The 25038-nt window shown below is 29.7% G+C and carries 28 protein-coding genes; 19 read left to right on the forward strand and 9 right to left on the reverse strand.

Annotation, left to right across the window (positions count from 1 at the left end):
• Window positions 1-38 precede the first annotated feature (38 nt).
• A complete protein-coding gene (locus ACNI3D_RS00360) occupies window positions 39-461 on the forward strand; it encodes a hypothetical protein (RefSeq protein WP_419767876.1) in 423 nt (140 codons plus the stop codon).
• Window positions 462-509: 48 nt separating this feature from the next.
• Window positions 510-755, forward strand: coding sequence for a hypothetical protein (locus ACNI3D_RS00365; RefSeq protein WP_419767877.1), 246 nt, complete (start codon window positions 510-512; stop codon window positions 753-755).
• A gap of 6 nt (window positions 756-761) precedes the next feature.
• Here ACNI3D_RS00365 and ACNI3D_RS00370 read toward each other — a convergent pair whose 3' ends face one another.
• The 3 genes from ACNI3D_RS00370 to ACNI3D_RS00380 all read right to left on the reverse strand — a co-directional run bounded on the left by ACNI3D_RS00370 (window position 762) and on the right by ACNI3D_RS00380 (window position 4764).
• The gene (locus tag ACNI3D_RS00370) at window positions 762-1784 is read right to left on the reverse strand and encodes an AI-2E family transporter (protein ID WP_013133886.1); all 1023 of its coding nucleotides are present in this window, start codon (window positions 1782-1784) and stop codon (window positions 762-764) included.
• A gap of 49 nt (window positions 1785-1833) precedes the next feature.
• Window positions 1834-3339: a hypothetical protein gene (locus tag ACNI3D_RS00375; RefSeq protein WP_419767878.1), complete on the reverse strand. Its 1506-nt coding sequence runs from the start codon at window positions 3337-3339 to the stop codon at window positions 1834-1836.
• Between the two features lie 84 nt (window positions 3340-3423).
• Window positions 3424-4764 (reverse strand): nitrogenase component 1, encoded by a 1341-nt coding sequence (locus ACNI3D_RS00380; RefSeq protein ID WP_419767879.1) that lies wholly within the window; start codon window positions 4762-4764, stop codon window positions 3424-3426.
• A 153-nt stretch (window positions 4765-4917) separates the two neighbouring features.
• Between ACNI3D_RS00380 and ACNI3D_RS00385 the strand changes: the two genes are divergently transcribed.
• From ACNI3D_RS00385 to ACNI3D_RS00400, 4 genes are read left to right on the forward strand one after another with little or no spacing between them, the layout of a single operon-like run.
• Window positions 4918-5304 (forward strand): NifB/NifX family molybdenum-iron cluster-binding protein, encoded by a 387-nt coding sequence (locus ACNI3D_RS00385; RefSeq protein ID WP_375725154.1) that lies wholly within the window; start codon window positions 4918-4920, stop codon window positions 5302-5304.
• A gap of 11 nt (window positions 5305-5315) precedes the next feature.
• Window positions 5316-6287, forward strand: coding sequence for a NifU family protein (locus ACNI3D_RS00390; RefSeq protein WP_419767880.1), 972 nt, complete (start codon window positions 5316-5318; stop codon window positions 6285-6287).
• Window positions 6284-6640 carry a NifB/NifX family molybdenum-iron cluster-binding protein gene (locus ACNI3D_RS00395; RefSeq protein ID WP_375725155.1) on the forward strand — a complete coding sequence of 119 codons (357 nt, stop codon included), beginning with the start codon at window positions 6284-6286 and terminating at the stop codon, window positions 6638-6640. The genes ACNI3D_RS00390 and ACNI3D_RS00395 overlap by 4 nt, the downstream gene beginning before the upstream one ends.
• Before the next feature lie 4 nt (window positions 6641-6644).
• Window positions 6645-7883, forward strand: a complete 1239-nt coding sequence (locus ACNI3D_RS00400; protein ID WP_013133892.1) for an FprA family A-type flavoprotein — start codon at window positions 6645-6647, stop codon at window positions 7881-7883.
• A 63-nt stretch (window positions 7884-7946) separates the two neighbouring features.
• Here the strand turns inward: ACNI3D_RS00400 and ACNI3D_RS00405 are convergent, their stop codons facing one another.
• Together ACNI3D_RS00405 and ACNI3D_RS00410 are read right to left on the reverse strand one after the other, a co-directional pair.
• Entirely contained in the window at window positions 7947-8132 is a 186-nt protein-coding gene (locus ACNI3D_RS00405) for a hypothetical protein (protein ID WP_129100323.1), read from the reverse strand.
• Window positions 8129-8488, reverse strand: coding sequence for an arsenate reductase family protein (locus tag ACNI3D_RS00410; protein WP_013133894.1), 360 nt, complete (start codon window positions 8486-8488; stop codon window positions 8129-8131). The genes ACNI3D_RS00405 and ACNI3D_RS00410 overlap by 4 nt, the downstream gene beginning before the upstream one ends.
• Window positions 8489-8589: 101 nt before the next feature.
• On the opposite strand from ACNI3D_RS00410, the gene nifB reads away from it, so the two are divergent.
• Genes nifB through ACNI3D_RS00450 form a run of 8 tightly spaced genes read left to right on the forward strand, consistent with a single transcriptional unit; the run spans window position 8590 to window position 14123 of the window.
• Window positions 8590-10038 carry a nitrogenase cofactor biosynthesis protein NifB gene (gene nifB, locus ACNI3D_RS00415; RefSeq protein ID WP_419767881.1) on the forward strand — a complete coding sequence of 483 codons (1449 nt, stop codon included), beginning with the start codon at window positions 8590-8592 and terminating at the stop codon, window positions 10036-10038.
• Between the two features lie 15 nt (window positions 10039-10053).
• Window positions 10054-10335 (forward strand): hypothetical protein, encoded by a 282-nt coding sequence (locus ACNI3D_RS00420; protein WP_013133896.1) that lies wholly within the window; start codon window positions 10054-10056, stop codon window positions 10333-10335.
• Window positions 10336-10388: 53 nt separating this feature from the next.
• Complete coding sequence (gene nifV / locus ACNI3D_RS00425; RefSeq protein ID WP_419767882.1) at window positions 10389-11504, forward strand: homocitrate synthase; 1116 nt, start codon at window positions 10389-10391, stop codon at window positions 11502-11504.
• Window positions 11486-12292, forward strand: coding sequence for a hypothetical protein (locus ACNI3D_RS00430; RefSeq protein WP_419767883.1), 807 nt, complete (start codon window positions 11486-11488; stop codon window positions 12290-12292). Before nifV ends, ACNI3D_RS00430 begins: the two co-directional genes overlap by 19 nt.
• Before the next feature lie 23 nt (window positions 12293-12315).
• Window positions 12316-12525 (forward strand): CCE_0567 family metalloprotein, encoded by a 210-nt coding sequence (locus tag ACNI3D_RS00435; protein ID WP_013133899.1) that lies wholly within the window; start codon window positions 12316-12318, stop codon window positions 12523-12525.
• Window positions 12526-12531: 6 nt separating this feature from the next.
• A complete protein-coding gene (locus ACNI3D_RS00440) occupies window positions 12532-12774 on the forward strand; it encodes a hypothetical protein (RefSeq protein WP_013133900.1) in 243 nt (80 codons plus the stop codon).
• Between the two features lies 1 nt (window position 12775).
• Window positions 12776-13768, forward strand: coding sequence for a leucine-rich repeat domain-containing protein (locus ACNI3D_RS00445; protein ID WP_013133901.1), 993 nt, complete (start codon window positions 12776-12778; stop codon window positions 13766-13768).
• Window positions 13769-13802: 34 nt separating this feature from the next.
• A complete protein-coding gene (locus tag ACNI3D_RS00450) occupies window positions 13803-14123 on the forward strand; it encodes a nitrogen fixation protein NifQ (protein ID WP_041660105.1) in 321 nt (106 codons plus the stop codon).
• 2 nt (window positions 14124-14125) lie between these two features.
• Here the strand turns inward: ACNI3D_RS00450 and ACNI3D_RS00455 are convergent, their stop codons facing one another.
• On the reverse strand, window positions 14126-15028 hold the full coding sequence (locus tag ACNI3D_RS00455) for an RluA family pseudouridine synthase (RefSeq protein WP_013133902.1): 903 nt from the start codon (window positions 15026-15028) through the stop codon (window positions 14126-14128).
• Between the two features lie 133 nt (window positions 15029-15161).
• Between ACNI3D_RS00455 and purB the strand changes: the two genes are divergently transcribed.
• The 4 genes from purB to ACNI3D_RS00475 all read left to right on the forward strand — a co-directional run bounded on the left by purB (window position 15162) and on the right by ACNI3D_RS00475 (window position 20834).
• On the forward strand, window positions 15162-16490 hold the full coding sequence (gene purB, locus ACNI3D_RS00460) for an adenylosuccinate lyase (RefSeq protein WP_419767884.1): 1329 nt from the start codon (window positions 15162-15164) through the stop codon (window positions 16488-16490).
• 27 nt (window positions 16491-16517) lie between these two features.
• Window positions 16518-18902, forward strand: coding sequence for a ribonucleoside-diphosphate reductase subunit alpha (locus ACNI3D_RS00465; RefSeq protein WP_375725164.1), 2385 nt, complete (start codon window positions 16518-16520; stop codon window positions 18900-18902).
• A 49-nt stretch (window positions 18903-18951) separates the two neighbouring features.
• Complete coding sequence (locus tag ACNI3D_RS00470; RefSeq protein ID WP_419767885.1) at window positions 18952-19971, forward strand: ribonucleotide-diphosphate reductase subunit beta; 1020 nt, start codon at window positions 18952-18954, stop codon at window positions 19969-19971.
• 491 nt (window positions 19972-20462) lie between these two features.
• Window positions 20463-20834 carry a hypothetical protein gene (locus ACNI3D_RS00475; protein ID WP_419767886.1) on the forward strand — a complete coding sequence of 124 codons (372 nt, stop codon included), beginning with the start codon at window positions 20463-20465 and terminating at the stop codon, window positions 20832-20834.
• Window positions 20835-21070: 236 nt separating this feature from the next.
• Here the strand turns inward: ACNI3D_RS00475 and ACNI3D_RS00480 are convergent, their stop codons facing one another.
• Complete coding sequence (locus tag ACNI3D_RS00480) at window positions 21071-22822, reverse strand: sensor domain-containing diguanylate cyclase (RefSeq protein ID WP_419767887.1); 1752 nt, start codon at window positions 22820-22822, stop codon at window positions 21071-21073.
• A 186-nt stretch (window positions 22823-23008) separates the two neighbouring features.
• Between ACNI3D_RS00480 and ACNI3D_RS00485 the strand changes: the two genes are divergently transcribed.
• Window positions 23009-23458 (forward strand): acyl-CoA thioesterase, encoded by a 450-nt coding sequence (locus ACNI3D_RS00485; RefSeq protein ID WP_419767888.1) that lies wholly within the window; start codon window positions 23009-23011, stop codon window positions 23456-23458.
• 9 nt (window positions 23459-23467) lie between these two features.
• On the opposite strand, the gene ACNI3D_RS00490 is transcribed toward ACNI3D_RS00485, so the two are convergent.
• Both ACNI3D_RS00490 and ACNI3D_RS00495 read right to left on the reverse strand, forming a co-directional pair.
• Entirely contained in the window at window positions 23468-24082 is a 615-nt protein-coding gene (locus ACNI3D_RS00490) for a LysE family translocator (protein WP_375725169.1), read from the reverse strand.
• Window positions 24083-24964 (reverse strand): EamA family transporter, encoded by an 882-nt coding sequence (locus ACNI3D_RS00495; RefSeq protein WP_419767889.1) that lies wholly within the window; start codon window positions 24962-24964, stop codon window positions 24083-24085.
• Between the last annotated feature and the right edge of the window lie 74 nt (window positions 24965-25038).

Consider the following 25038-nt stretch of genomic DNA (forward strand, 5'->3'; position numbering starts at 1 on the left):
TATTATTTAAATAATAATTTTGTAATTAAGGAGTAACTATGTCTGGAATTAATGATGTTGTGGATAGTTTTAATGTTGGATTTTTTCAAACAACTAATACTAACAAAAATCCGATTGATTTAAATATTCCAGAAAACACTCAATTTGGTGATTTTAGTGAAAAACTTAAAGTTATAAGCTCTGAAGCTACTTATCGCCCTCCTGAAACTGTCTATCTTGATGGATTTGATGGTTCTGATCCAAAAAATCCCATACCTATAAAAATTCCACTTACAGGTTATTTCCAACATCCTTTTTTGGATAAGGATGGAAATTGGGATGAGGAAGCAGAATATAAATCCTATGCAGAAAATGAATTGAAGTATAAAAAAGAAGTAGTAGCTAACTGGATGGAAGAGCGAGGTTATGATTTGCAAAAAAATGCAGAGTTAATGAAAGCTTTATTGGAAAAAGAAGGATAAAGATTTTATTCTTTTTAAATATTTAACATAAATTATAAGGAGTTACTTATGGCAACAATTGGGGAAATAACTGGTGGTTTTAGTTCTGGTATTTTTAAAACAGATACTAATGGTGAATTTAATATTCCAAAGGATTCTGAATTTGATGACCTAATGAAAGGAGAATTTACAGACGTAGGTTCAAGTAATCTAGAGCCTGTACCTTATGAACAAGCTCCTTTGGAGTATGATAATAATACTGAATTAACTAATAATGCAACTTTAATGAAAGCTGTATTAGGAAATCAAGGATAATTATTTTTATCCTTCTTTTACACTTGACATAAGTAGGGATATCCATTTAGTAGTTTTATTTGAATCAAAGGCAATTTTTAATGTCATTGTAATAGGTACTGCTAAAAACATCCCTACTATTCCCAATACCCAACCCCATAAAATCAATGAGAAAAATATAACTAAAGGAGAAAGACCAAGCTCTTTTCCCATAAATTTCGGTTCAATAATATTACTTATAAAAATATTTATTGCAAGATATAATACTATTAATATCAAAGTAGTATTTAAATCACTTGTTAAAAAAGATAAAAGTATTGCTGGAACTGCTGCTATTATAGACCCAACTACTGGAATAAAATTAAATAGCATTGCAATTACTCCCCAAAGTATGGGGTAGCTAATATCAAAAAAGATTAAAGTTATAGCCACTAAAAATCCTGTTAAAAAACTAGTTGCTGTTTTTACTAAAAAATATTTTTGTATATTATTTGAAAAAAGGTTGAAATGCTCTATTTTATCACTCTCTTTTCTAAAAAGTATTTTTAACTTTTTTTCAAAAGATTTTGATTCGGCTAAAATAAATCCTATACCAATGATAATAAGTAAAAATTTTGATAAAAATGTACCAATACTTCCAATTAGGTTTGTAGTAATTCCAAAAAATGAGTTTAGATTTAAAGCATCTAAAATAGTCTTTTTATCAATTGAGTAGCCATAGTTTTCTGCTAATGAAATAATATTTACAATAGTTTGTTGTAATTTCTCTTCATAAGTTGGAAGATTTGTTATAAAGTCTTTTAATGAGATATTTACAATGTAAGCTAAAAGTAATGAAATAAGTGTAAAAAACCCAAGTACTAATAAATAAGAGATGAGTTTAGGAATATGTCTTTTATCTAAAATTTTTATTAAAGTCGATATTATAGATGAGATAAAGATTGCTAAAAATAAGACAATTACAATTTCACTGGCTATTTTTACTCCGGCAATAATAACTACTATACAAGCCAAATAAAAAAAATAGTTCCTTATTTTCTCTTCATCCATATTTTCCCTTTATTTTATAAAAGTAATTATAACGGCTTTTTATATAAATCTAAGAAAATAGATTATTTTTGATCTCATTGTATTGAGAAATAAAATTTGAATATGCCTCTATAATATTTTTGTTATAGGTTTTTGGGGGTGTTTGACCTGCATTTTTAGCTGATTTTTCTACAATAGCTATAATAGAATCAAGATTTAAGGGGTTTGCATCCATTTGCTGTGTATTTGGAGAATTTTTATCTTCTTTTTGATTTTCAGCATTATCTTTGTTATCTTCATTTTTTTGAATATCACTTGGATAGAATAATAACCCATCAATTATGATGGAATCAAGATTTCCATTTTGAAGGTTTTCTATATTTTCATTAATAGCTAAATTACTCCATACTGCCACTTTAGGATCTTCTATATTTTGAAGTTTATTGTATATTGTTTCGTTTAAAGTATCATCTTTTAAGTAAGCTACTTTTTCTAATTGGGCTTTAAAAGCAAGTAGATTATCGGTATCTTTTTTATTAAGACTAGAAATATTTTTTAAAGAGTCATCTAAAATTTTTTTTAAATCTTCATAATTTTTTTTAGCTTCATCAAAAGTTATCTGTCTTAATTGAGCAGCTGAATAGGTATTATAATCTGGTTTAGTATCTTCATTTTTTATTTCTTCTGTTTTTGAATCTACTTCTGTATTCTCTTTAATTTGATTATTCTCATTTTTTGAATAATCATTATTTACACTTTTTTTGACTTCATAGAGGCTAAATGTTTTATTAGAAATTGTTATTTCTTTTCCTGAAATCATAAAGCCATGATTATAACCATATTGACTATCAAATTGTTTATCAGATGATATAAATCCATGAGCATCCATAAATTCAGTTGCATCTTCAATTGATTGTACAATTTGTTTAAGATCTGTACCTTGGATAGAGTAAGAACTTCCTGCAAAAAAACCATCAGAACCATCTAAGTCAGCAGGATCGGAATAGTCATAGAAAACTTGAGCATTATCCTCATAATTAGAATATATCGCTCTATTTATTTCGTCATTATCAAAATAATTAACAATTTTAAATTTATCATTAAAGTTAAGTAAGTCTTGTGTCTCTTTATTTACTCTTGTTACTTCTCCGTATTGCTTATCAAGCATATTATCAGTGATTTTATCTTCATTCATAAACTTTGATGTAACTTCATTCAAATATACTTCATGGTCTTTAGAACCACCTCTTATCTCAGAGGGATTACTAATAAGAGATCTTTTTTGATAATTTTTAAAAGATTCAGAATTTAGAATATCTTGAGATTCTTTCATCCTAGATTCTAATTCCTTTTTAATCTCTTCATAATTTTTCTTTATTTCATTATAAGAGAGTTCACTTAATTCTGCTGCACTATATGTAGAATAATCACCTTCAACTTTTTTAGTAAAAGCAGTAATTTGTACATTAACTTCATCTTTTTCTATTTCTAAAGTTGAACTTTTAGGATTGGTATTAAGTGTATTTGATATATTAGCAAAGGCATTGAAATTATTTATATTTGTCATATTAATCATATTTATCCTTTAACAAAGTCATAATAACATTATATTAATACTTTCTTAATATTAGATAAAATACAATTAATTAAGTGATTTTTTTTAATTCCAAGGTTCTGGACTTCCGACTACTTTAAATACCTTGTTATTAACTGCATTAGAGACATCTTTTGCTAAATTTATAAGTCCACTATATGCCCCATAACTTACTTTTTTCTCTTGATTTACATCCACAAAGGCTACTTTTTTCTTAATAGCTGTATATAAACTTCGTCCACCTGCTAATAAAATATCTATATTATGTTCATCTATTAATTTTGCTTGTTCAGTTCCTGGGTCATTCATAAGTATTTTTACATATGTTGCACAAATCTCTTTATCCTCTAAGGTTGCTTTTTTTACACTTGTTGCAACCACATCTATACCTATATCTTGTAAGGCAGATGCTATAGACCAAGTTTTATTCCCACCTGTATTTAAAATAGCTTTTTTCCCTTCAAGTATTTTTCTATATGGAATTAGTGCTTTTTCAAGTTTTGTCTCTTCCTCTTCTATGACTTCTTTTGCTCTTTTGATAAGTTTTTCATCTCCAAAGGCATTTACTATACTCATAATTGCATTTGTTGTATCACGTTTTCCATAAAATGAGATACTTATATATGGTATATTGTATCTCTCTTGCATCTTTCTTGTTAGAGAGATAAGTGATTTAGCACAAACAATTACATTAAGTTTTGCCCTATGTGCCATTTGGATATTTTCTATTCTTCCATCACCTGCTAGGGTTGAAACTACTTTTATCCCTATTTTTTCTAATATTGGAGTGTATTGCCACATGTCACCTGTAACATTGTATTCACCAATTAAATTTATTCCAAAAGGGTGAATCTCTTCAGGCTCTTTTGTTCCTATTAGTTGGTGTAAAACTGATTCTCCTCCAAGTCTTGAGCCTAAGTTTTTACCACCAACAAACCCAGGAGAGTGAATAACAACTATAGGAATACCATGTTTCTCTTCCATCCTATTACAAGTATTATCCATATCATCACCAATCATTGCAGTTACACAAGTTTCGTATACAAAAATTCCTTTTGGATTTTTATTTTCCACTATGTAATTAATAGCATCTTCTAGTTTTTTATCTCCACCAAAAATTACATCATTTGTATTTACATCTGTTGTATATCCAGTAATTGTATTATTTTCCCCATGGTGTGAAGTTAGAGTTTGTCTAGTTTCCCATGAAGCTCCTATACATGTGGCTGGTGAATGAACTAAATGTACTACATCAGCAAAAGGGAAAAGCGCGATTTGAGCCCCTTCAAAAGCGCATCCACCACTAGTAGCCCCTGGTTTTGGTTTATCACATGATGATTTTTTTTCTTTATTATGAGAGCAGGCACTTTCGCTTAATAACTCTTGTATTAGTTTTTTATTTACCATTTTAGTTCCTTTGTTATCTACTTTTGTAGGAAAACACTAAAGAGGATAATCTCTTACCCTGACATTTAATTATTATAGATGCAATAAGCGTTCCTTTTTTTATTGTGGAATGGATTTTGCATGGTAAAAATATAATGATTTAAAGGATTTAAAATGATTGCTATACCCTTAAGTAAAGAAGACTCAACGGTAATTTCTGATTTATATGGAAATGCTCCATATTTTGCCTTACTAGATTTAAGTTCTGGATATTTTAATGTAAAAGAAAATATTGGATGTGGAAATGGGCTTGAAACAGCAAAATGTGTAGAAGAGTTAGGTGCAAAAAGTACTATTTTTTATCATATGGGTGAAGGTGTTTTTAATCATCTAAATGAAAATAAAGTAAAAGTTTATAGTGCAGCAAAAACTTACTTAACAATAGAAGATATATATAGAAATATTTTAAGCAAGTCGTGCAAAGTTGTTACAAAAGACAATTGTGAGAGTTTATTGGACTCTGGAACTACATCTTGCTCATGTGAGTGTGATAAAAACTAATTGAGTTGAATATGGAAAAGAATTTAGAATATTATCTATCTTTAGATTATCCCTTTGAAACATATAGTGGAGAAAATGAAGTTGGAGATGCTTTTTTAGTAGAATTTTTTGATTTTGATATAAAAGCTTCAAGCGAAGATTTTGATGAGGCAGTTGAACTTGCACATACATATTTAGAAGAACATATAAAAAGAGAATTAGAAGCAAACAGAGAAATTCCAAAGCCAAATGAAGGAAGAAGATTTATGAAACATAGGGAAGCATTAACTGCATACAAAAACAAAGATTTTGAAAAAGCCTATAGTATTTGGGAAGAAGAAGCAAAACTAAAAAATGACCAAGCTATGACAAATCTAGGTTTGATGTACTTAAAAGGTGAAGGTGTAGAGAAGGATTATTCTATAGCCAAAGATTGGTTTGAAAAAGCTAGTTCTTATGATAATGATTCTGCAAATTTTAATTTGGCACTTATGTATCAAACAAAAATTGGTGTTGAAGAAGATATAGAAAAAGCAAAAGAGTATTTTAGAAAAGCAGTTAGAAAAAATCATACCCAAGCAGCCTTTAGATTGGCTCTTGTTTTACTTCAAGATAGACAAAATTTAGATGGGGTAAGAGAAGGTTTTGACTGTATGTTAAAAGCTGCAAAAAACGGTCATGCAATGGCAAGTATTCAATTAACAGGTATAGATAAAGATCTAGCAACCAATGTGGAATTAAATGAGCATTTTAGAGCTCAAAGCATGGAAAAACAACTAGAAATCATCAATGATACTTTAGATAGATTTATTAGACCAATTTTATTAAAAGATGGTGGGAATATTTTACTAATAGATTATGTAAATGAACCAGAAATAGAACTAAGACTTGCCTATCAAGGTGCCTGTGTTGGATGTTCGATTGCAAGTACGGGAACCTATGAAATGATAAAAGGTACTTTAGAAAAGGTAATTGACCCAAGAGTTAGGTTATATATATTATGAGAATTGCATTTGCTTCTAAAGATAATATTCATGTAAACCAACATTTTGGTTGGGCAAAAGAGTTTTATATTTATGAAATAAAAGATGATAATTATACTTTTGTAAAATCAGTTGATTCTTCAATTGAGATTGAAGATGAAATAGAGAAACTTAATTACAAAATTGAATGTTGTGAAGGTTGTGATATTTTATATGTTCAACAAATCGGACCAAAAGCCTCTTTGATGGTAAAAGCTTCAAAAATATTTCCAATGCAAGCAAGTGCTGAAAATGAAAAGATAGAAGAAATTCTACAAAAATTAATTAAAATGAAAGAGAACCCTCCCATTTGGATGAGAAGGTTGATAGGTTAATAACATGTATTCAAATAAACCTATAGAAATTGCACCAAATATTTATTTTATAGGATCATTTGATCCAGATATCAGAACTTTTGATATTATTATGAAAACAGCCAATGGCTCATCATATAATGCTTATTTAATCAAAACAGATGAAGGTGTGATTATTCTAGATACTGTAAAACTGGAGTTTCAAGATGAATTTTTCAAAAAGATTGAAGCTTTGTGTTCTTATGAAGAGATTAAATATGTCATCTCTCATCACCTAGAACCAGACCATGCAGGAGCAATTCCTGAATTAATAAATAGAGCTCCAAGGGCAAAAGTTTTAATCTCTCCCCAAGCAACACCTATGTTAAAAGCAATAACAAGAAACGAAAATATTGATTTTGAGACAGTCTGGACAAATAAAAGTTTGACCTTAGGTAATAAAACAATCAAATTTCTTACAACGCCATATTTACATTGGCCAGAAACTATGAGTTCATATGTGGTAGAGGATAAATTACTATTTTCAGGTGATGTTTTTGGAAGTCATTATCACGATAGAAGACTGTTTGATGATTTAGTTGGAGATTTTTTCTACGCTTTTAAATACTATTATGACCATATTATGAGACCCTTTAAATCTTATGCTTTAAATGCAATCAAACTTTATGACAAACTTGAAATTGATATGATAGCAACCCTTCATGGACCAATATTAAGGAATAATCCAAAACAATATATTGATTATTATAGAAAGTGGAGCCAAGATAATTATAAAGATAGTGCACATGGTAAAAAAATCTTGTCTATTTTTTATCTAACAAGTTACAAAAATACTAAAGATATGGCCGAAGCTATATTTGAAGGTGCGGAAAGTGTTGATGGAATCATCACCAATGTGTATGATTTAGCCTCTATTGAAGAATCAAATATGATAAATATACTTGAAGAGAGTGATGGTGTTTTAATAGGAACACCAACAATTAATGCAGATGCCCCAAAACCTGTTTGGGATCTGCTCTCATGTATGATGTTGTTGGAAAAAAAGGGAAAAACAGGAGGTGCTTTTGGTTCTTATGGTTGGAGTGGTGAAGCTATTGATATGATTTTACATAGATTAAAATCCCTAAACTTTAGAGTTCCTCCAATGGATTCTTTAAAAATAAAACTAATACCCACAACAGAAGAACTTGCCCAATGTTATGATTATGGAGTAGAGTTTGCAGAAATTATAAATGGAAAAATGTTAGAAATGACCATGAACTAATATGAATGAATAAGTGATGAGTATGAATTAATTGACTAAAACTAATACTCATCACCTATTTGTTTATGATAGGTCACTAAGTGTTGATACCTTATAAACTACATCTTTGAGTTCATTTAACTTTTTAATTATATCTTCATCACAGTGTTTATCCATATCAAATCTTGTCTCCATAAAATCATATATATTATCTATATTTGAAAATACTTCTTGGAGAAGTTGCTCTTTTATACTATCTTGTATACTCATCTTAACTCCCTTAGTTTAAAATCTAAAATTTTATTTAAATCAAATCCACAAAATTTATTTGTACCAATTGTTATAAGAGGTCTTTTTATTAAAATAGGATTTGAAATCATAAGATTTAGTAACTCCTCATCAGAAGTATTATCTAAATCTATCTCCTTGTTTTTTACAAGTGGGGCATTTGGATTTATGCACTCTTTTATACTTTTATTCTCAAAAAAGTTAAGTAGTTGGTTTTTTGAAAAGTTTGTTTTCAATAAATCTGTACTAATAACATTGAAGCCAAAGTCTTTTAATCTCTTCTTTTGTTTGGTGTTATTTACACATCCAACTTTTTCATAAAAAATTACTGGAATCATTTTTTCTCCTTAATAAAGAGTATAGATGCATATTTCATTCCTAATAATTTTATGGAACGCTATATGCATAAAGTAAAACAGAAATAAAAAAAGGAGATACTATGAGTTGTTCTTGTACATCTAGTAGTACACAAGAGGAATTACAACAAGAAGTTATGGATAAGATTAACAACCATCCATGTTATTCTGAGGGTGCTCACCAACACTATGCGAGAATTCACGTAGCTGTTGCACCTGCTTGTAATATCCAATGTAACTACTGTAATAGAAAATTTGATTGTTCAAATGAGAGTCGTCCTGGTGTTACTTCAGCAAAATTAAGTCCTGAAGATGCAGTTAAAAAGGTTTTATATGTTGGTGGTGATATTCAACAACTTTCAGTTGTAGGAATAGCAGGACCTGGAGATGCACTAGCAAATCCTAAAAAAACATTTGATACTTTTAGAATGCTTCATGAAAAAGCACCTGACCAAAAACTATGTTTATCAACAAATGGACTTAGACTTCCTGATTATGTTGATGAGATGGTTAAATACAATGTTGATCATGTAACAGTAACTATTAATTCAGTTGATCCAACTGGAGAAATTGGTGCTAAGATTTATCCATGGGTTCACTGGAATCATGAAAAAGTATTTGGGGCAGAAGGTGCAAAAATTCTTTTAGAACAACAACTAAAAGGTATTAAAATGCTAACTGAGCGAGGCATTTTAGTAAAAGCAAACTCTGTTTTAATCCCTGGGGTTAATGATAAAGAGTTAGTAAATGTTGCTAAAAAACTAAAAGAGCTAAATGTATTTTTACACAACATTATGCCACTTCTTTCAAAAGAAGAGTATGGTACATATTATGGACTAAATGGACAAGCAAGTGCAACTGACCAAGAAGTAATGGCAGCTCAAGAAGCATGTGGTATGGATATGAAACTAATGTCTCACTGTAGACAATGTCGAGCAGATGCTGTTGGACTGATTGGTGAAGATAGAGGAGAAGAGTTTACTCCTGATGTTTTCCAAAACATGTCTTGGGAAGAGTTACAAGATCAATATAATATGGAAGCAAGAGCTAAAAAACATGAAGTTATTGAAAACTGGAGAGCTGCACTTGATGCTGCAAATGATAGAATCAAAATAGAACAAGCAAGTAAAGAAGAATTAAGTTCTACTGGTGAGACTAAACTTGTAGCTGTTACAACAGCAGGTGAAGGAACAGTAAATTTACACTTTGGTAATGCTACAGAGTTCCTAATTTACGAAGTTGGTGACAAAGCTATCAAATTTGTAATGCATAGAAAAGTTGAAAATGCGTACTGTAAAGGTCCTGAAGATTGTGATGGTTCATATCCAATTGAAGAGATCAAAAATACTTTAAAAGATGTTGATATTTTATTAACAGAAAAAATTGGAGGATGTCCTCAAGATGAATTGGCACAAATCAATCTGATTTCTGATGATTCTTATGCTCTTCAACCAATAGAAAAATCAGTTTTTGCAGCAGCGCAAAAATATTTCTTCGCTGTTGATACAAAATCAGAGAAAGAGTTAGGATAATTCCTAACTTATTCTATGAAAAATAATCCTAAAATAATCCTTTTAAAAGGAAATGGACCCATTTCTATAAATAATGAATTACTGGAGCTTTATCCAGTAACTACTTGTCATGGAGCTATTGGTTTCCCTTTAAAATCATTGCGAGCTGATAATGTTTATATTGTAAATTCCCTTGATGAATTTTGGCAAATAGAAAAAACTATCAAAGAAAAACCTTGCTGTTTTGTATATGCTTATGAAAATCTTGAGAAAGAGGATTTATCAAAAATTCATGCACTTGATATGATAAGTGTATAAAGTAATGGAATAGATTTTGCATCTATACTTTTAATCCAACAAAAGGCAAAATAATGTTTCTTATAAATGACACAACATTAAGAGATGGCGAACAAGCACCTTATGTAGCATTTAATACAAAAGAAAAATTAGATATTGCCCAAAAACTTTATGAAGCGGGCGCAGATGAACTTGAAGTTGGAATTCCTGCAATGGGAAAAAAAGAACAAGAAGACCTAAAAGAGATTTTAGCTTTAAATCTTCCTATTCCAATCATGAGTTGGAATAGAGCAACAATGAGCGATTTGGAAGCTTCTTTAGAGTGTGGGCTCAAATCAGTTGATTTATCAATTCCTGTTTCAGATATCTTAATTGATGTGAAATTTGGTGGAGATAAACAAAAAGTCTTATCTCAACTTGAAAAGGTGATTCTACATGCAAAAAAAGAAGGCTTATTTGTTTGCATTGGAGGAGAAGATTCAAGTAGAGCTGATTTGAACTTTTTAAAAGAGATTTTGGCATTAGGAAAAAGTCTTGGTGTAAATAGATTTAGATATTGTGATACAGTTGGAATATTAACTCCTACAAAAACTTATCAAAATATTAGTGAGCTTACAAAGTTAGATTTACTTGATATTGAAATGCATACCCATAATGATTTTGGTATGGCGACAGCAAATGCTATTTCGGGTTATGAAGCAGGAGCAAAAAGTGCTAATACTACCGTTATTGGGTTAGGTGAACGCGCGGGAAATGCCTCTTTTGAACAAGTATTGATGACTTTGGCAAGACTTCTTGGAAAAGATACACAAATAAAATCTGATAAATTAAAAGCACTTATTCAAACAGTAGGATTAGCATCAAATAGAAGAATAGATACTAATTTACCTATTGTTGGAGAGTATATTTTCTCCCATGAATCTGGTATTCATGTAAATGGAATGATGAAATCAAAAAGTGCTTATGAGCCGTTTACTCCAATGGAAGTTGGATTAGAGAGATATTTCCCTATAGGAAAACACTCTGGAACATCTACTTTACTTTTTCACTTACAAACTTTAGGAATCACTCCTACAAAAGAGAGCCTACAAAAGTTATTGCCATTGGTTAGAGAAATGGTTACAAATAGAAAAAAAGTGTTAGAAATAAAAGAATTGGAAGAGTTATACTTATGTTCGTTGGATATTTAAGAAATGATTTTGAGGAAGAACTTTCTAGTATATTAGAAAGTGATACTCTTTTTGACTTGGAATTGTTAAAACAAACATATGAGATATTCCCTCAATACTGTTTTGCTGCCTATGAAGATGGTAAAATTGTGGGGGTAGTTAGTGCTTATGCTTTTAGTAAACATGTATTTATAAATGTAATTAAAGCTTTGGATACACACAAAGATGTACTTACACGACTTATTAAGTTATTAGTGCAAAATGTGTCAAGTATGAATATATATGTACTAATAGAAGATAAGTTAGCTTCATATTTTACCGCTTTTAATTTTCAAGAACATTCAAAGTTTTTAAGATATTTACATAGTGGTGAAGCTGTTGCTTTTAACTTTTCAAATTCAACTGCGAAACAAGTAAGTGGAGAAAACTATGACGATATCTCTAGAAAAATAGATAGGGAAGTCTTTTTAGATGACAGAGAAGAGTACATAAAAAAAGATTGCGTATTTACAAACTCTTTGAAACTTTCAACAACAAGTGGTTTTATGCACTCATATGTAGTAAATAAAAGATATATAAAAATCTCACCTTGGCTTATGCAAAATGAATCTTACTTAGATGCTGAAAAGCTTTTAAGAGGAGTTTTGTATTATCGAGGGTTAAAGAAAATATTTGCTTTTATCCCAAAAGACATAAAAGAGATAAGTGAACTCTATGAGAGTTATAAGTTTAAAAAAGATGGAAAATTTTCTTTGCTTTATTTAGGTGAAAAGCCTGAGCTAAAGTTAGAGAATTTATATGCACTTTAATAAACAGAAAAGGAGACTAGAAGATGGCAGATTTAACAGAAGAGCAAAAAGAGAAGAAAAAAGAGTTAGCAAAATATAAAAGAAAAGTTATAGAAAAAGCTGGTGTCGTACATGATATAGTTGAAGATACAATTTGGACAGAATATGATAAGTTGCCAAAACTTAGTGAAGAGATAGGCTTGGCTATGAAAGATGTGGAGAGTTTTTTAGAAGAACATCCTTATTTAAAGTGATATAACATGGAAGATTTAAAAAATAAACTTATTTGTGAGTGTGGACAGAAATCGATTCTTGATGCAGTAAAAATATTTGAAAATACGGATCTTCCATATAAAAAAGCTAAAAAGCTAGTAACAGGATGTAATAAAACCTGTTGTAGAAAACCTCTTATGGCATTGTTTAATATGGTCGATTTTGGTTTTGTTGATTATGAAGAGATTTCATTTTTAATAGATGCTATGAATGATAGATTAAAGGGATAAAATGAGAAGTGAAATAGAAGACTTTATTAAATGGGTAAATGTTAATGGTTTAAACTCTTATATCTCTACACATATTGATGATATAAATGGTATGACACACTTAGATTTATCAAAAAAGAAAATAAGAGAACTTCCTGAATCCTTTGGTGTATTACAAAATCTTACAGTATTGAAATTATCAAATAATAGATTAAAGAAACTACCTAATTGTATTGGTGAATTTAAATACTTAAAAAATTTACAATGTGAAAATAATCTTTTAAGTGAGATACCAAGCAGTATTGGCAAGCTTTCAAAATTGTTGATTTTAAATCTAAATGGTAATAGATTAGAAGAATTGCCAAAAGAGTTATATGATTTAAAAAGCCTGACAAGGCTAACTTTAGCAGCAAATAAGATAAAAAGACTTGATGTTGAATTAGGAAAATTATCAAAACTTTTATATTTTTCTTTAGATACAAATGAATTAGACGAATTACCTGATAGTTTTTCTAAGATGAAATCTTTGTATTATCTTGATGTTTCATTTAACAATTTAACAAAGTTACCTAAATCTATTTCCCAAATAGATGAGTTACAAACATTATTGTTAGAGGGAAATCAAATAGATGATTTACCATCTTTAGAATCCCATGATATGCTCATAAAACTTGATTTAAGTGATAATTCTCTAAAATCTTTAGATTTTAATGTAAGTAAATTAGAAGATTTAAAAATACTTATTTTGGATAATAATTTTCTAGTAAAACTTCCCGATGAGGTATGTGATTTAACTAATCTAACTAACTTAAGTGTTAGTTCAAATTCTTTGATTGAACTTCCTAAAAACATAGGAAAACTGCAAAATCTTGAAGAGTTGGATATAGAAGATAATAGTGTAGAAAAGCTACCAGACTCTTTTTTTGAATTAAAAAAGTTAAAAAACTTATATTTAGCAGATAATGAGGGATTAAAAAGACCAGAGGGAATGGATTTTGAATATTGTGATATATAAGAAAAGATATTAGAAACTTATAAAGGAGTTTGATATGAGAGATTTAGAACTTATGGAAAAAGAGGTTTTAGACCTTTTAAGTAAACATGCCAATACTGAACAAATAAAAGCTACTTTAGCTCCACTTATAGCAAAAACTTCTATAGAGATGGGACATCTTTATTCTGATTTAGGATTACCAACTAGGGAAGAGATGGGAAAACTTATGAGTGCAAATTTTAGCTCACTAGCAAAACTAAAACCCTCAGATGTAAGATGGAAAAAGTACCTATATGACTGTATTGGTAAAACTGCACCTGCTTGTGCAAAGTGCAATGATATATCTAACTGTTTTAATTGTTCTTTAGCCTCATAAAATCAGTTATCTTCTAAAAACTGCTCATAAAGATCTTTGTTTTGAGAGTAGATTTTATATAAAACGTTTTCGTAATTAAACTCCAAGTAGTTTGCATGAAGCCATAATCTATGTGAACCACTAACTTCTTCTCTTCTTTTGTCATCTAAAAGTCTATCTAAATAAGCATCTGCAAAATCATCATCAACACCATATATTGGATCACCAAAGATTGGATGACCTATTGAATAAAGATGCACTCTTATTTGGTGTTGTCTTCCAGTTACGGGAATAGCTTCTATTAAAGTCAAATCTTTTTTTTCATTATATTTTATTGGATTGATTATTGTTTTAGATTTTTTTCCTTCAGCCCCTGCCGCCATTCTTACTCCTATATTTTTTCCCTCTTTTTGTATAGAAGTATCAATAATAACGGACTCTTTTATATGACCTCTTACTATGGCTAAATATGATTTTTGATATTTTTTCTCTTCAAACATTAATTTTAGCTTAGATTCTATGTCCCTATCTTTGGCACACATGATTAATCCAGAAGTTTCTGCATCAATTCTATGTACCAAATTGGCATCAGGCCCGAAGTGATAGCGAACTTCATCTAATAAACAGTATTCAGTATTTTTACTGATTGGATGAACAACAATTCCAGAGGGCTTTTCAAAAATAGCAAAGTAATTGGTTTGAAATAGGGGTTTTAAGCCTCTTGTATGACCTTCAAATTGAGCCATATATATCAAATCAGAATCAATGATGTCTCCGTACTTTAAAGTATTGAAAGCTTCATCAAAAACTCTTCCTTTACTAATTGACTTTTGCGCGGTAGAGGTCTTTATCTTTAAATTCTTGACTAAATGCACTTGGATTTTTTCTCCAGAAAGTGCGGGGTATTCTTTTAGTATAAACGGCAAAACTATATCCTTAAATTAAGTAAAAATTAACCAAAAATTAATAAGATTCTTTGACTAAAGTAGATAACATATCATATTAAAAAAAATCGAAATTTATGATAAAAATGTAGAAAATGCTATAAGGAATTTATTAATGGTTGAAAGATACGCAAGAGAAGAGATGAGTTCAAAGTGGACTCAACAGGCAAGATATGCAGCTTGGCTTGAAGTAGAAAAAGCAGCTGTAAAAGCTTGGAATAGAATAGGACTTATACCTGATGAAGATTGTGAAAAGATAGTTAAAAATGCTACTTTTTCTGTTGAGAGAATAGAAGAAATCGAAGCTGTTACAAAGCATGATTTAATTGCATTTAATACAAGCATATCTGAATCACTTGGTTCTGAGTCAAGATGGTTTCACTATGGTATGACTTCTTCAGATGCTGTTGATACTGGTGTCGCAATTCAAATGAGAGATTCTTTAAAAATCATTATTGAAGATGTGAAGATGTTAATGGAGTCTATTAAAAAAAGAGCCGAAGAGCACAAATTTACTTTAATGGTAGGAAGAAGTCATGGTATTCATGGTGAACCTATTACTTTTGGTTTGACTTTAGCTGTTTGGTATGATGAAGTATCAAGACATCTTAAAAATCTTGAAGAGACTATGGAAGTGATTTCTGTGGGTCAAATCTCTGGAGCTATGGGTAACTTTGCCCACGCACCACTTGAACTTGAAGAGTATGCAATGGAAGAACTTGGACTTAAACCAGAGCCTTGTTCAAATCAAGTAATTCATAGGGACAGATATGCAAGACTTGCAACTGCTTTAGCATTACTTGCAAGTTCTGTTGAAAAGTTTGCAGTACAAGTAAGACACCTACAAAGAACAGAAGTTTATGAAGCTGAAGAGTATTTTGCAAAAGGGCAAAAAGGTTCTTCTGCTATGCCACACAAAAGAAATCCTATTTTAACAGAAAATATAACTGGACTTGCAAGAATGATTAGATCATATGCAGCTCCTGCTATGGAAAATGTTGCTTTATGGCATGAAAGAGATATCTCACACTCATCAACTGAGAGATTTTGGTTACCAGATGCATTTATCACAAGTGATTTTATGCTTCATAGAATGAACAGTGTAATTGCTAACTTATCAGTTATGCCAGAAAATATGATGAAGAATTTAAATTTAACTGGCGGATTAGTATTTTCACAAAGAGTATTATTAGAACTTCCAAAAGCTGGAGTTTCAAGAGAAGATGCTTATAGAATAGTTCAAAGAAATGCAATGAAAGTATGGGAAGAGATACAACAAGGTAAACCTAGCACAAATGAAAAAGGTGAATCTTTATATTTACAATATTTATTAGGAGATGAAGAGTTAAGAAATTCTTTATCAGAAGAGCAAATAAGAGAGTGTTTTAATTTTGACTACTACACTAAAAATGTAGATGCAATTTTTAAAAGAGTTTTTAAATAAGAAAATATAACTATCAAAGGTAATACGATGGCTTTAATGATCCAAAAAAGAAATGGAAGAAAAGAGGTTTTAGATATAACTAAAATCCAAAAGATGTCAATAGCAGCAACTGAAGGTTTAGAAGGGGTTTCTCAAAGTGAATTAGAACTAGATGCTCAAATTAAATTCATAGATGGAATGAGTTCATCTGATATTCAAGATGCTTTAATAAAAACAGCTATTGAAAAAATTGATATTGATGTTCCTAACTGGACTTTTGTGGCAGCTAGACTATTTATATTTAATTTATATCACAGAGTTGGTAGAACAACAAATAGTGTAAAAGGTGAAGCTTATTCTCATATGAGTGATTATATAAAAACTGCACAAGATGCAGGAAGAATGATTCCTGGACTTGAAAGAGGATATGATTTAGAAGATTTAAATAACTATTTAAAACCAGAGAGAGATTTACAATTTAATTATCTTGGTATTAAAACTTTATATGATAGATATCTAATCAAAGATAAAAATTCTGACCCAATAGAGTTACCACAACATATGTTTATGGGTATTGCTATGTTCTTAGCACAAGATGAAGATGATAAACAAGCAAGAGCAAAAGAGTTTTATGATGTTGTTTCTAAATTTGAAGTTATGTTAGCAACTCCAACATTAAGTAATGCAAGAACAAATAGACATCAATTATCATCTTGTTATATAGGTTCAAGTCCTGATAATATTGAAGGTATTTTTGATGGTTATAAAGAGATGGCACTATTATCTAAATATGGTGGTGGTATTGGTTGGGATTGGAACCAAATTAGATCATTAGGTGGAGCAATTGATGGACATAAAAGTGCTGCTGGTGGTACAGTTCCATTCTTAAAAATCACAAATGATATTGCAATTGCAGTTGACCAATTAGGTACTAGAAAAGGTGCAATCGCAGTTTATTTAGAGCCTTGGCACATGGATATTTCTGATTTTCTTGACTTGAAGAAAAATTCAGGTGAAGAGAGAAGAAGAGCACATGATTTATTCCCATCTCTTTGGATTTGTGACCTTTTCATGCAAAGAATTATGGAAGATTCACATTGGACACTATTTGATCCAAATGATGTAAAAGATTTAAGTGAACTTCATGGGGATGCTTTTGAAAAAAGATATATCGAATATGAACATGATGACTCAATAGTAAAAGATAGAATAAAAGCAAAAGATTTATGGAAGAAAATTTTAACTTCATATTTTGAATCAGGTTCTCCATTTTTATGTTTCAAAGATAATGCAAATAGAGCAAATCCAAATGCTCATGTTGGACATATCAGAAGCTCAAATTTATGTACAGAGATATTCCAAAATACAAACCCAAATAAATACAAGATAAAGCTAGAGTTTGAAGATGGTACAATAGAAGTACATGATGAAGAAGATACATTAACAGTAGATTCAGGAATCGTAAAAAAAGCTAATAAAATAACAGCTCTTGATTCTATTGGTGGTAAAAAAATCTTTATAGTTGAAAAAGAAAAAACAGATGGTGATACAGCTGTTTGTAATCTGGCATCTGTAAACTTAAGTAAAATTCATACAAAAGAAGATATTGAAAGAGTAGTACCAACTGCTATTAGAATGTTAGATAATGTTATTGATTTAAATTTCTACCCTCTTAGAAAAGTAAAAGCTACAAATTTAAAATCAAGAAGTATAGGTCTTGGTGTTATGGGTGAAGCTCAAATGTTAGCGGAAGAAAAACTTGTTTGGGGAAGTGTTGACCACTTGAAAAAAATAGATAAAGTTATGGAAGCAATTTCATATAATGCTATCAAATCAAGTGCAGAACTTGCAGTTGAAAAAGGTAAATACCCTACTTTTGATGGTTCAAATTGGTCAAAAGGTATTATGCCACATGACCATGCACCACAAGCTGTTAATGCATTAGTAGAAAAAGATTTATTTGATACAGGTTATGATTGGGATGCACTAAGAGCACAAGTTAAAAAAGATGGTATGAGAAATGGTTATTTAATGGCAGTTGCTCCAACATCATCTATTTCTATTTTAGTTGGAACTACTCAAGCTATTGAGCCAGTTTATAAAAGAAAATGGTATGAAGAGAACTTATCAGGACTTATTCCAGTAGTTGTTCCAAAACTTAGCCCTGAAACTTGGTCTTATTATACACCAGCTTATGAAGTAGATCAATTGGATATAATCAAAGCAGCAGCAGTAAGACAAAAATGGATAGATCAAGGTCAAAGTACAAATATTTTCCTTTCTTTAGATAAAGCAAGTGGAAAATATATGCATCAGATTTATACTTTAGCTTGGCAGTTAGGTTTAAAATCAACTTATTACCTAAGAAGTCAATCACCTGAAGCTTCAAATGATGTAGAAGATAGAAGTATGGAGTGTGCAGGTTGTCAATAAGATAACCTGATTTTCCTATTGAATGATAAAAATAATATAAGGTAAAAAAGTGGCTAGAAAAACAATATATAATCCAGAATCAAAAGAGAGTTTAAGCGATAGAAGAATTTTTGGTGGTAATCCAGATGGTATGATAAACTTCACAAAAATGAAGTACCAATGGGCTCTAAATCTTTGGGATACTATGGAAGCAAATACTTGGTTCCCAAGAGAAGTTCAGATGACAGGAGATGCAAAGGACTATAAGTACCTAACACCTGCTGAAAAGAGAATGTATGATTTAGTATTATCCCAGCTAATTTTTATGGATTCGTTACAAACAAATAATTTGATGGATAATATCAATCCTTATATAACAGTACCAGAAATCAATGCTTGTCTTTCAAGACAATCATACGAAGAAGCAAATCACTCAAAATCATATGCAGTTATGGTTGAGTCAATTTCTGATAATACAGATGAGATTTATGACAAATGGAAAACTGATACTCAATTAAGAGAAAAAAATAACTACATAGCAGCTGTTTATGATAACTTATCTGATGATATTACAGATGAAAAAATGGTTTTAGCAATGTTTGCAAATCAAATCTTAGAGGGATTATACTTCTATGCAGGTTTTGCAGCTATATATGCCCTTGGTAAATCAGGAAAGATGCTAGGAAGCTCACAAATGATTAAATTCATCCAAAGAGATGAAGTAACACATTTATTACTTTTCCAAAACATGATTAACTCTACAAGAAAAGAAAGACCTGATTTATTTACTCCTGAATTAGAAGTAAAAGTAAGAGGTATGTTTAGAAAAGCTGTAGAACTAGAAGCTGCATGGGGATCATATATTACTCAAGGTCAAATCCTAGGTTTCACAGATGCAATCATCACACAATATATCCAATACCTAGCAGATAAAAGATTAGATGCAGTAGGATATAAACCAGAATACAATGTAAAACACCCTATTCCATGGGTAGATGGTTATAGTAGTTTCAATGACCAAAGAACGAACTTCTTCGAAGGAAATGTTCTGAACTATTCTAAGGGTTCTATCGATTTCGACGATTTCTAAAAAGGAGATTTTCTAATCTTTCTTTTTGCCAATCTCTGCGTTGGCATTTGGATTTTATAGACTCACTTACTCTAGTAAGCTCCTCCATAAAATCCAAACACCGCCTTGACCTTAACAAAAATAAAAATCATAAAATCTCTTTAAAAACAATAAAATATCTATAATTTACACAATAAATTTAAAATTAGTTACAAAAAGTATCATTTTACTATTGTGAATGAATAAGAATTTTGCTATAATAATTAATAAGTTTATTAAATAGACTTAAAATAAAAGAGTTGGAGGTTAAAGTGGAAAAGTTAAGTAGAAAGTAAAACACACAATTAAAAAGATATTGAATGAATTTAATTGTGTGATTAATTTGTTTTGCCAAATGAATTATAACTCACAATCCTTTCAATATTCTTTAAATTAACTAAATCTTATTTGTATATAGGTGATTATTTAATAAATAATTTAAATTAAAAGTAAATTCTTAAGGAGAATTTGTTATGGAACGAAATAACTCAAAGATTATAAGAAATGATGAGACTAATGTTTTAAAAGTGTTAACAGAATATGCAAAAAATCAAGGAAGTAAAAGCCCTGAAAAATTGTATATGGTGTATACTAAATTAGTATATAAAATATTAAATATAGAAAGTGGATTAAGAGATAAATTTAATTCTTCTCAATTGTCATTGATTGCTACTAGTGAAATAATGATAAGGCAAACAGTATTAGAATTAATGAAAAAAAACATACATTACAAACTTATTTATCAAAGCGTAAAAGATAAATTACAAAAGTTTATATGTTTAATTGCAGTTGAAGATGTTTATAAAAGTAATAAAGAACAATATCAATTAAATCTTGTTTCCTAGTATAATCTAAGACACCAAAGGAATCCCAGCCTTTGTCAAAGCCGAGTAGTTTTAAATTTTTTTCGGAAAAAGTCGAGGACTGTTTGAGTGAAAAAGAGTGATAAACTCACTCTTTTTTGCGAGTTCCGCAGACTAGAAAACAAATTTAGAACTGGGAGGGAAGCTTTGCCTTTGACAATTCGGCGGGTGGCTTTTTGTCTTACTTTTTGCCACGAAAAAGTGAGAAAGCGAAGAATTTATTCTTCAAGACAAATATCCCTATCAACTACAATATTTCTCCCATTATTTTTAGCCATATAAAGTCTTTTATCAGCCCTTGCAATAATGTCATCAAGGTTTTTATCTTCTTTTTTTAAAGAAGAGACTCCACAACTAACAGTAAAATAAATATTAAGATTCTCTATTTGCACTTGCAAAGTTTCCACTTCTTGCCTTATCTCTTCAGCTATTATAGAAGCATCTTTATGTTTTGTTGATGGAAGTAAGATTACAAACTCTTCTCCACCTATTCTTGCAACTATATCCGAATCTCTTCTCTCTTTTTTGAGGATTTTTGAAAAAGCTTTTATAACTTCATCTCCTTCTTTATGTCCATAAGTATCGTTTATATCTTTAAATTTATCTATATCAAAAAGTAAGACACTTATAATCGTATTATCTCTTTTGGCAAGGCTTATTAGTCTATTACTCATCTCAAAAAGTGGGCGTCTATTTAAAAGGCCTGATAGGAAGTCTTTATTTGCAAGTATTTCTAATTTCTTTTTTGATTCTTCTAGTTCTTTTGTTCTTCTTTTTACATTTATTTCCAAGGTATCTTTTGCTTTTTGCATGATAATAAATTTTTCTTTTTCTAATATTTTGATTCTATATGCTAAAGCTAAAGAGAATAGAATCATTTCTATAAAAGAACCCGCCATTATTCCATGTCTTGAATAAAAGCTATATTCAAAGAATCCAAAAGATGATAGGGAAAAAAGTGTGCTCATGGATAAAAATCCCACTTGAGCTAAAAGATAAAAAATAGCTATTTTATTTCCACTTTTGTAACTTATATATCCCATATAAAGAAGAAAAGGTAAGACAAAAGTTGTAGTTGCATTCATAACTAAAATTGAAGGTTCAAATGCAAAAATACTACAAATAGCTAGAATTATATAAAAACCTCCTATAAAATTTAAAGTATGATAATATTTTTTAGACATAGTTTTTATATCTAAGATATGGTTTGTAAAAAAAATTAAAAATGCAACCAAAAGAGGAATACTAACACCTATAAAATAATAAGATTGAGTATCTGAAAATGTATCAAAGGGATATATTCCACTCATTGAAGTTTGCCATGATATAAAAGACAAAGAATATAAAACATAAAAAATATATGAGATGTCTTTAGTATAAAAAAATATCATTAAGTTATATAAAGCAAGTGAAAGTAATGATCCAATCAAAAATGCATAAATAGTTGTATATTCTCGTTCAAATTTATCAAGTTCATTTTTATCATAAATTTGAAATGAATTAAACATTGGATACAAAGAACTTATTTTGATATACATTATTTTTGTTTCATCTTTTTTTAAATCAAACTCTATAACTGGTCTTTCTAAATAATTCTTTTGACCCTCTTTAAAATATCCCACACCCTCTTTTTTGTGTTTAATCATTTTGTTATTTGAGTATATGTAAAAGTCAATTTTATCCATAATACTTTCTGTTAGTTTTAAATATCTTTGGATAGTTTGAGAACTTCTGTTTTTTATAGTAAGTTTGTACCAAAAGGTAGAATTTGTAAATCCATTACTTACATTGTTTCCAACTTCTTTAAACTCTTTTATGGATGTTATATCTTTAATAGTCAAACTTGAAGTTTTATCTTCATATGTAGAGATTTTAAATTTTTCTATTGTTGAATTATTATCTATTAATATAGTTTGCTCTGCAAATAAAGTAGTAAAGAACAAGGTAAGTAATAAAAGATATTTAATCAACTTTAATCCTAAGCTTTTATAGTAAGATTAGATTTTATCTAAAAAATAATATTATTTGGTTTCAATTATGATTATAATTTAGTTAAGTAATGTATTTTAATGAGAAATACTTTAAAGTTTAAAATTAAACAAATCCTAAACACATTTAGTTAAACTACTCGACTATATTTAATTAAGAGGTACAAAATGTTCACAGAACTAATAAGACCAAGATTTTTAGAAACAGATGCTTTAGGGCACATAAATAATAACACTTATGGAGTATGGTTCGAATCAGCTCGTGACCCTATTTTCCATATCTTTATGCCAAAAGTGGATATCAAAAAATGGAATCTAGTCATGGCACATAGCTCTTTTGATTTTTTAAAAGAGGTATTTTGGGGTAAGCCAGTTATTATTAAAACTGCTATTACAAAAATAGGCAATTCATCTTTAGAGATGGCTCATGCAGTTTATCAAGAGGGCAAATTATGTACAACAGGAAAAGGTGTACTTATTCATTATAATTTTGAGACAAAAGAGGCAGTTAGAATTCCAGATGACATAAGAGCTGAACTTGAAACTCATTTGTTTACTTTGCCTTGGATGCAAACACTAAAAGAGATACAAGAGTTTGAGATTAGTAACGAGGCATAAGCCTTATTACTAGTATTCAATTATAACAGGAAGAACTGATAAAACTAAAAGTATCGCCATGATTAGATTAAATTTTCTTACATGGCTATCATCTTTTATAAATCTTTTTAAAGCAACTCCACCTATTGCCCAAGCATTACAAGATATAACTCCTGCAAGTAAAAAGATAAAAGCTATGATAATCACTTGACCTATACTATTGTCTTTTGAAGTTACAAAAATAGACATTGCAGTCATCGACATAATCCAACCTTTTGGATTAACCCATTGAAAAAGTGCTGCTTGTGTGAAAGTAAAAGGTTTATGTTTCTCTTTTATTTTCATATGACCTTTACTACTTCCTATTTTATATGCCATCCAAAAAAGATAAAGTATTCCTACTATTTTTAGTATTTTAAGTACTATTGGAAATCTCTCAAAAACAATACCAATACCTAAGCCTACAAGTAAAACCATTAACCCAAAACCTAAAAATACTCCAAATACATGTGGAAGTGTTCTTTTATATCCAAAGGTTAAACCAGAAGATAAAAGCAAGACATTATTAGGCCCTGGTGTTATTGCAGCTGTTAGTGCAAAAGCTGCGATTGAAATTAATAGTGAAACTGTATATAACTCTTCCATTTAAACTCCTTTGTATTTTTTTAGAAATACTCTTTTCCCAAAAGTATTAATTAATAAGGCTAATATAATTAGCCCTGATGCTACTATTTTTATAAGTCCAATCTTTTCATCAAAAATAAAATATGACCCAGCTATTCCAAATATAGGAATGAGCAAACTAAGAGGTGCCACACTTGATACTGGATACTTGTGTAAGAGTGTATTCCATATCCAATAACCTAAAAGTGTAGTTGGATAGACTTGAAACATTATCGAAAAAATTGCCATATTGCTAAGATTATCAAAAAAGTTTGTAAACACTATTTGTCCATGGGTAATAAAAGCTAAAACAAACAATGGAATAGGTGAAAACAGACTTGCCCAAACCATAAATGAAAATAGATTTTTAGTACCAGCTTTTTTTATAATGATATTTGTAAAACTAAGTGATACAGCAGCTATTAACACAAATATCAAACCAAATGCTGTAACAGAACCATCTGTTACACTAATAATCAATAACAATCCAAATAATGATATAGCAAAAGCTATCTTTTTTGTTATATCAATAGTCTCATCTAATAATACAGCTCCTAGGATTACAGTTAAAAATGCACTCATTTGAAGTACAAGGGAAGCCATTCCCGCTGACATTCCAAAATAGATTCCTAAAGAGACCATTCCCCAAAGTCCTACTCCAAAAAGTAAACCATAAGAAATAAGCCATTTTATATGAACTTTTGGCTTTTTTACAAAAAATACTAAAGGTAAAGCGCACAATAAAAATCTCATAGCAGATAAGATGAAAGGATCAAGAGACATAAGTCCTAGTTTAATTACTGAAAAATTTACACCCCAAATGAAGGTAACCAAAACTGCTAATAATAAATCATTTTGTTTCATTAAACTACTCCTTATAAATTTTATGAAGATTTTAGCTTTTAAATCTTTTTTATTCTTTACATATATTGGTTATA

Origin of the sequence: Arcobacter siniprincipis (SeqCode), assembly GCF_048571125.1 — a bacterium.
In the GTDB taxonomy this organism is placed as follows: Bacteria; Campylobacterota; Campylobacteria; order Campylobacterales; family Arcobacteraceae; genus Arcobacter; species Arcobacter siniprincipis.

Coding starts and splice junctions, on each gene's coding strand:
- ACNI3D_RS00360 (WP_419767876.1), top strand. CDS start 39: ATGTCTGGAATTAATGATGTTGTGGATAGTTTTAATGTTGGATTTTTT.
- ACNI3D_RS00365 (WP_419767877.1), top strand. CDS start 510: ATGGCAACAATTGGGGAAATAACTGGTGGTTTTAGTTCTGGTATTTTT.
- ACNI3D_RS00370 (WP_013133886.1), bottom strand. CDS start 1,784: ATGGATGAAGAGAAAATAAGGAACTATTTTTTTTATTTGGCTTGTATA.
- ACNI3D_RS00375 (WP_419767878.1), bottom strand. CDS start 3,339: ATGATTAATATGACAAATATAAATAATTTCAATGCCTTTGCTAATATA.
- ACNI3D_RS00380 (WP_419767879.1), bottom strand. CDS start 4,764: ATGGTAAATAAAAAACTAATACAAGAGTTATTAAGCGAAAGTGCCTGC.
- ACNI3D_RS00385 (WP_375725154.1), top strand. CDS start 4,918: ATGATTGCTATACCCTTAAGTAAAGAAGACTCAACGGTAATTTCTGAT.
- ACNI3D_RS00390 (WP_419767880.1), top strand. CDS start 5,316: ATGGAAAAGAATTTAGAATATTATCTATCTTTAGATTATCCCTTTGAA.
- ACNI3D_RS00395 (WP_375725155.1), top strand. CDS start 6,284: ATGAGAATTGCATTTGCTTCTAAAGATAATATTCATGTAAACCAACAT.
- ACNI3D_RS00400 (WP_013133892.1), top strand. CDS start 6,645: ATGTATTCAAATAAACCTATAGAAATTGCACCAAATATTTATTTTATA.
- ACNI3D_RS00405 (WP_129100323.1), bottom strand. CDS start 8,132: ATGAGTATACAAGATAGTATAAAAGAGCAACTTCTCCAAGAAGTATTT.
- ACNI3D_RS00410 (WP_013133894.1), bottom strand. CDS start 8,488: ATGATTCCAGTAATTTTTTATGAAAAAGTTGGATGTGTAAATAACACC.
- nifB (WP_419767881.1), top strand. CDS start 8,590: ATGAGTTGTTCTTGTACATCTAGTAGTACACAAGAGGAATTACAACAA.
- ACNI3D_RS00420 (WP_013133896.1), top strand. CDS start 10,054: ATGAAAAATAATCCTAAAATAATCCTTTTAAAAGGAAATGGACCCATT.
- nifV (WP_419767882.1), top strand. CDS start 10,389: ATGTTTCTTATAAATGACACAACATTAAGAGATGGCGAACAAGCACCT.
- ACNI3D_RS00430 (WP_419767883.1), top strand. CDS start 11,486: ATGTTCGTTGGATATTTAAGAAATGATTTTGAGGAAGAACTTTCTAGT.
- ACNI3D_RS00435 (WP_013133899.1), top strand. CDS start 12,316: ATGGCAGATTTAACAGAAGAGCAAAAAGAGAAGAAAAAAGAGTTAGCA.
- ACNI3D_RS00440 (WP_013133900.1), top strand. CDS start 12,532: ATGGAAGATTTAAAAAATAAACTTATTTGTGAGTGTGGACAGAAATCG.
- ACNI3D_RS00445 (WP_013133901.1), top strand. CDS start 12,776: ATGAGAAGTGAAATAGAAGACTTTATTAAATGGGTAAATGTTAATGGT.
- ACNI3D_RS00450 (WP_041660105.1), top strand. CDS start 13,803: ATGAGAGATTTAGAACTTATGGAAAAAGAGGTTTTAGACCTTTTAAGT.
- purB (WP_419767884.1), top strand. CDS start 15,162: ATGGTTGAAAGATACGCAAGAGAAGAGATGAGTTCAAAGTGGACTCAA.
- ACNI3D_RS00465 (WP_375725164.1), top strand. CDS start 16,518: ATGGCTTTAATGATCCAAAAAAGAAATGGAAGAAAAGAGGTTTTAGAT.
- ACNI3D_RS00475 (WP_419767886.1), top strand. CDS start 20,463: ATGGAACGAAATAACTCAAAGATTATAAGAAATGATGAGACTAATGTT.
- ACNI3D_RS00485 (WP_419767888.1), top strand. CDS start 23,009: ATGTTCACAGAACTAATAAGACCAAGATTTTTAGAAACAGATGCTTTA.
- ACNI3D_RS00490 (WP_375725169.1), bottom strand. CDS start 24,082: ATGGAAGAGTTATATACAGTTTCACTATTAATTTCAATCGCAGCTTTT.
- ACNI3D_RS00495 (WP_419767889.1), bottom strand. CDS start 24,964: ATGAAACAAAATGATTTATTATTAGCAGTTTTGGTTACCTTCATTTGG.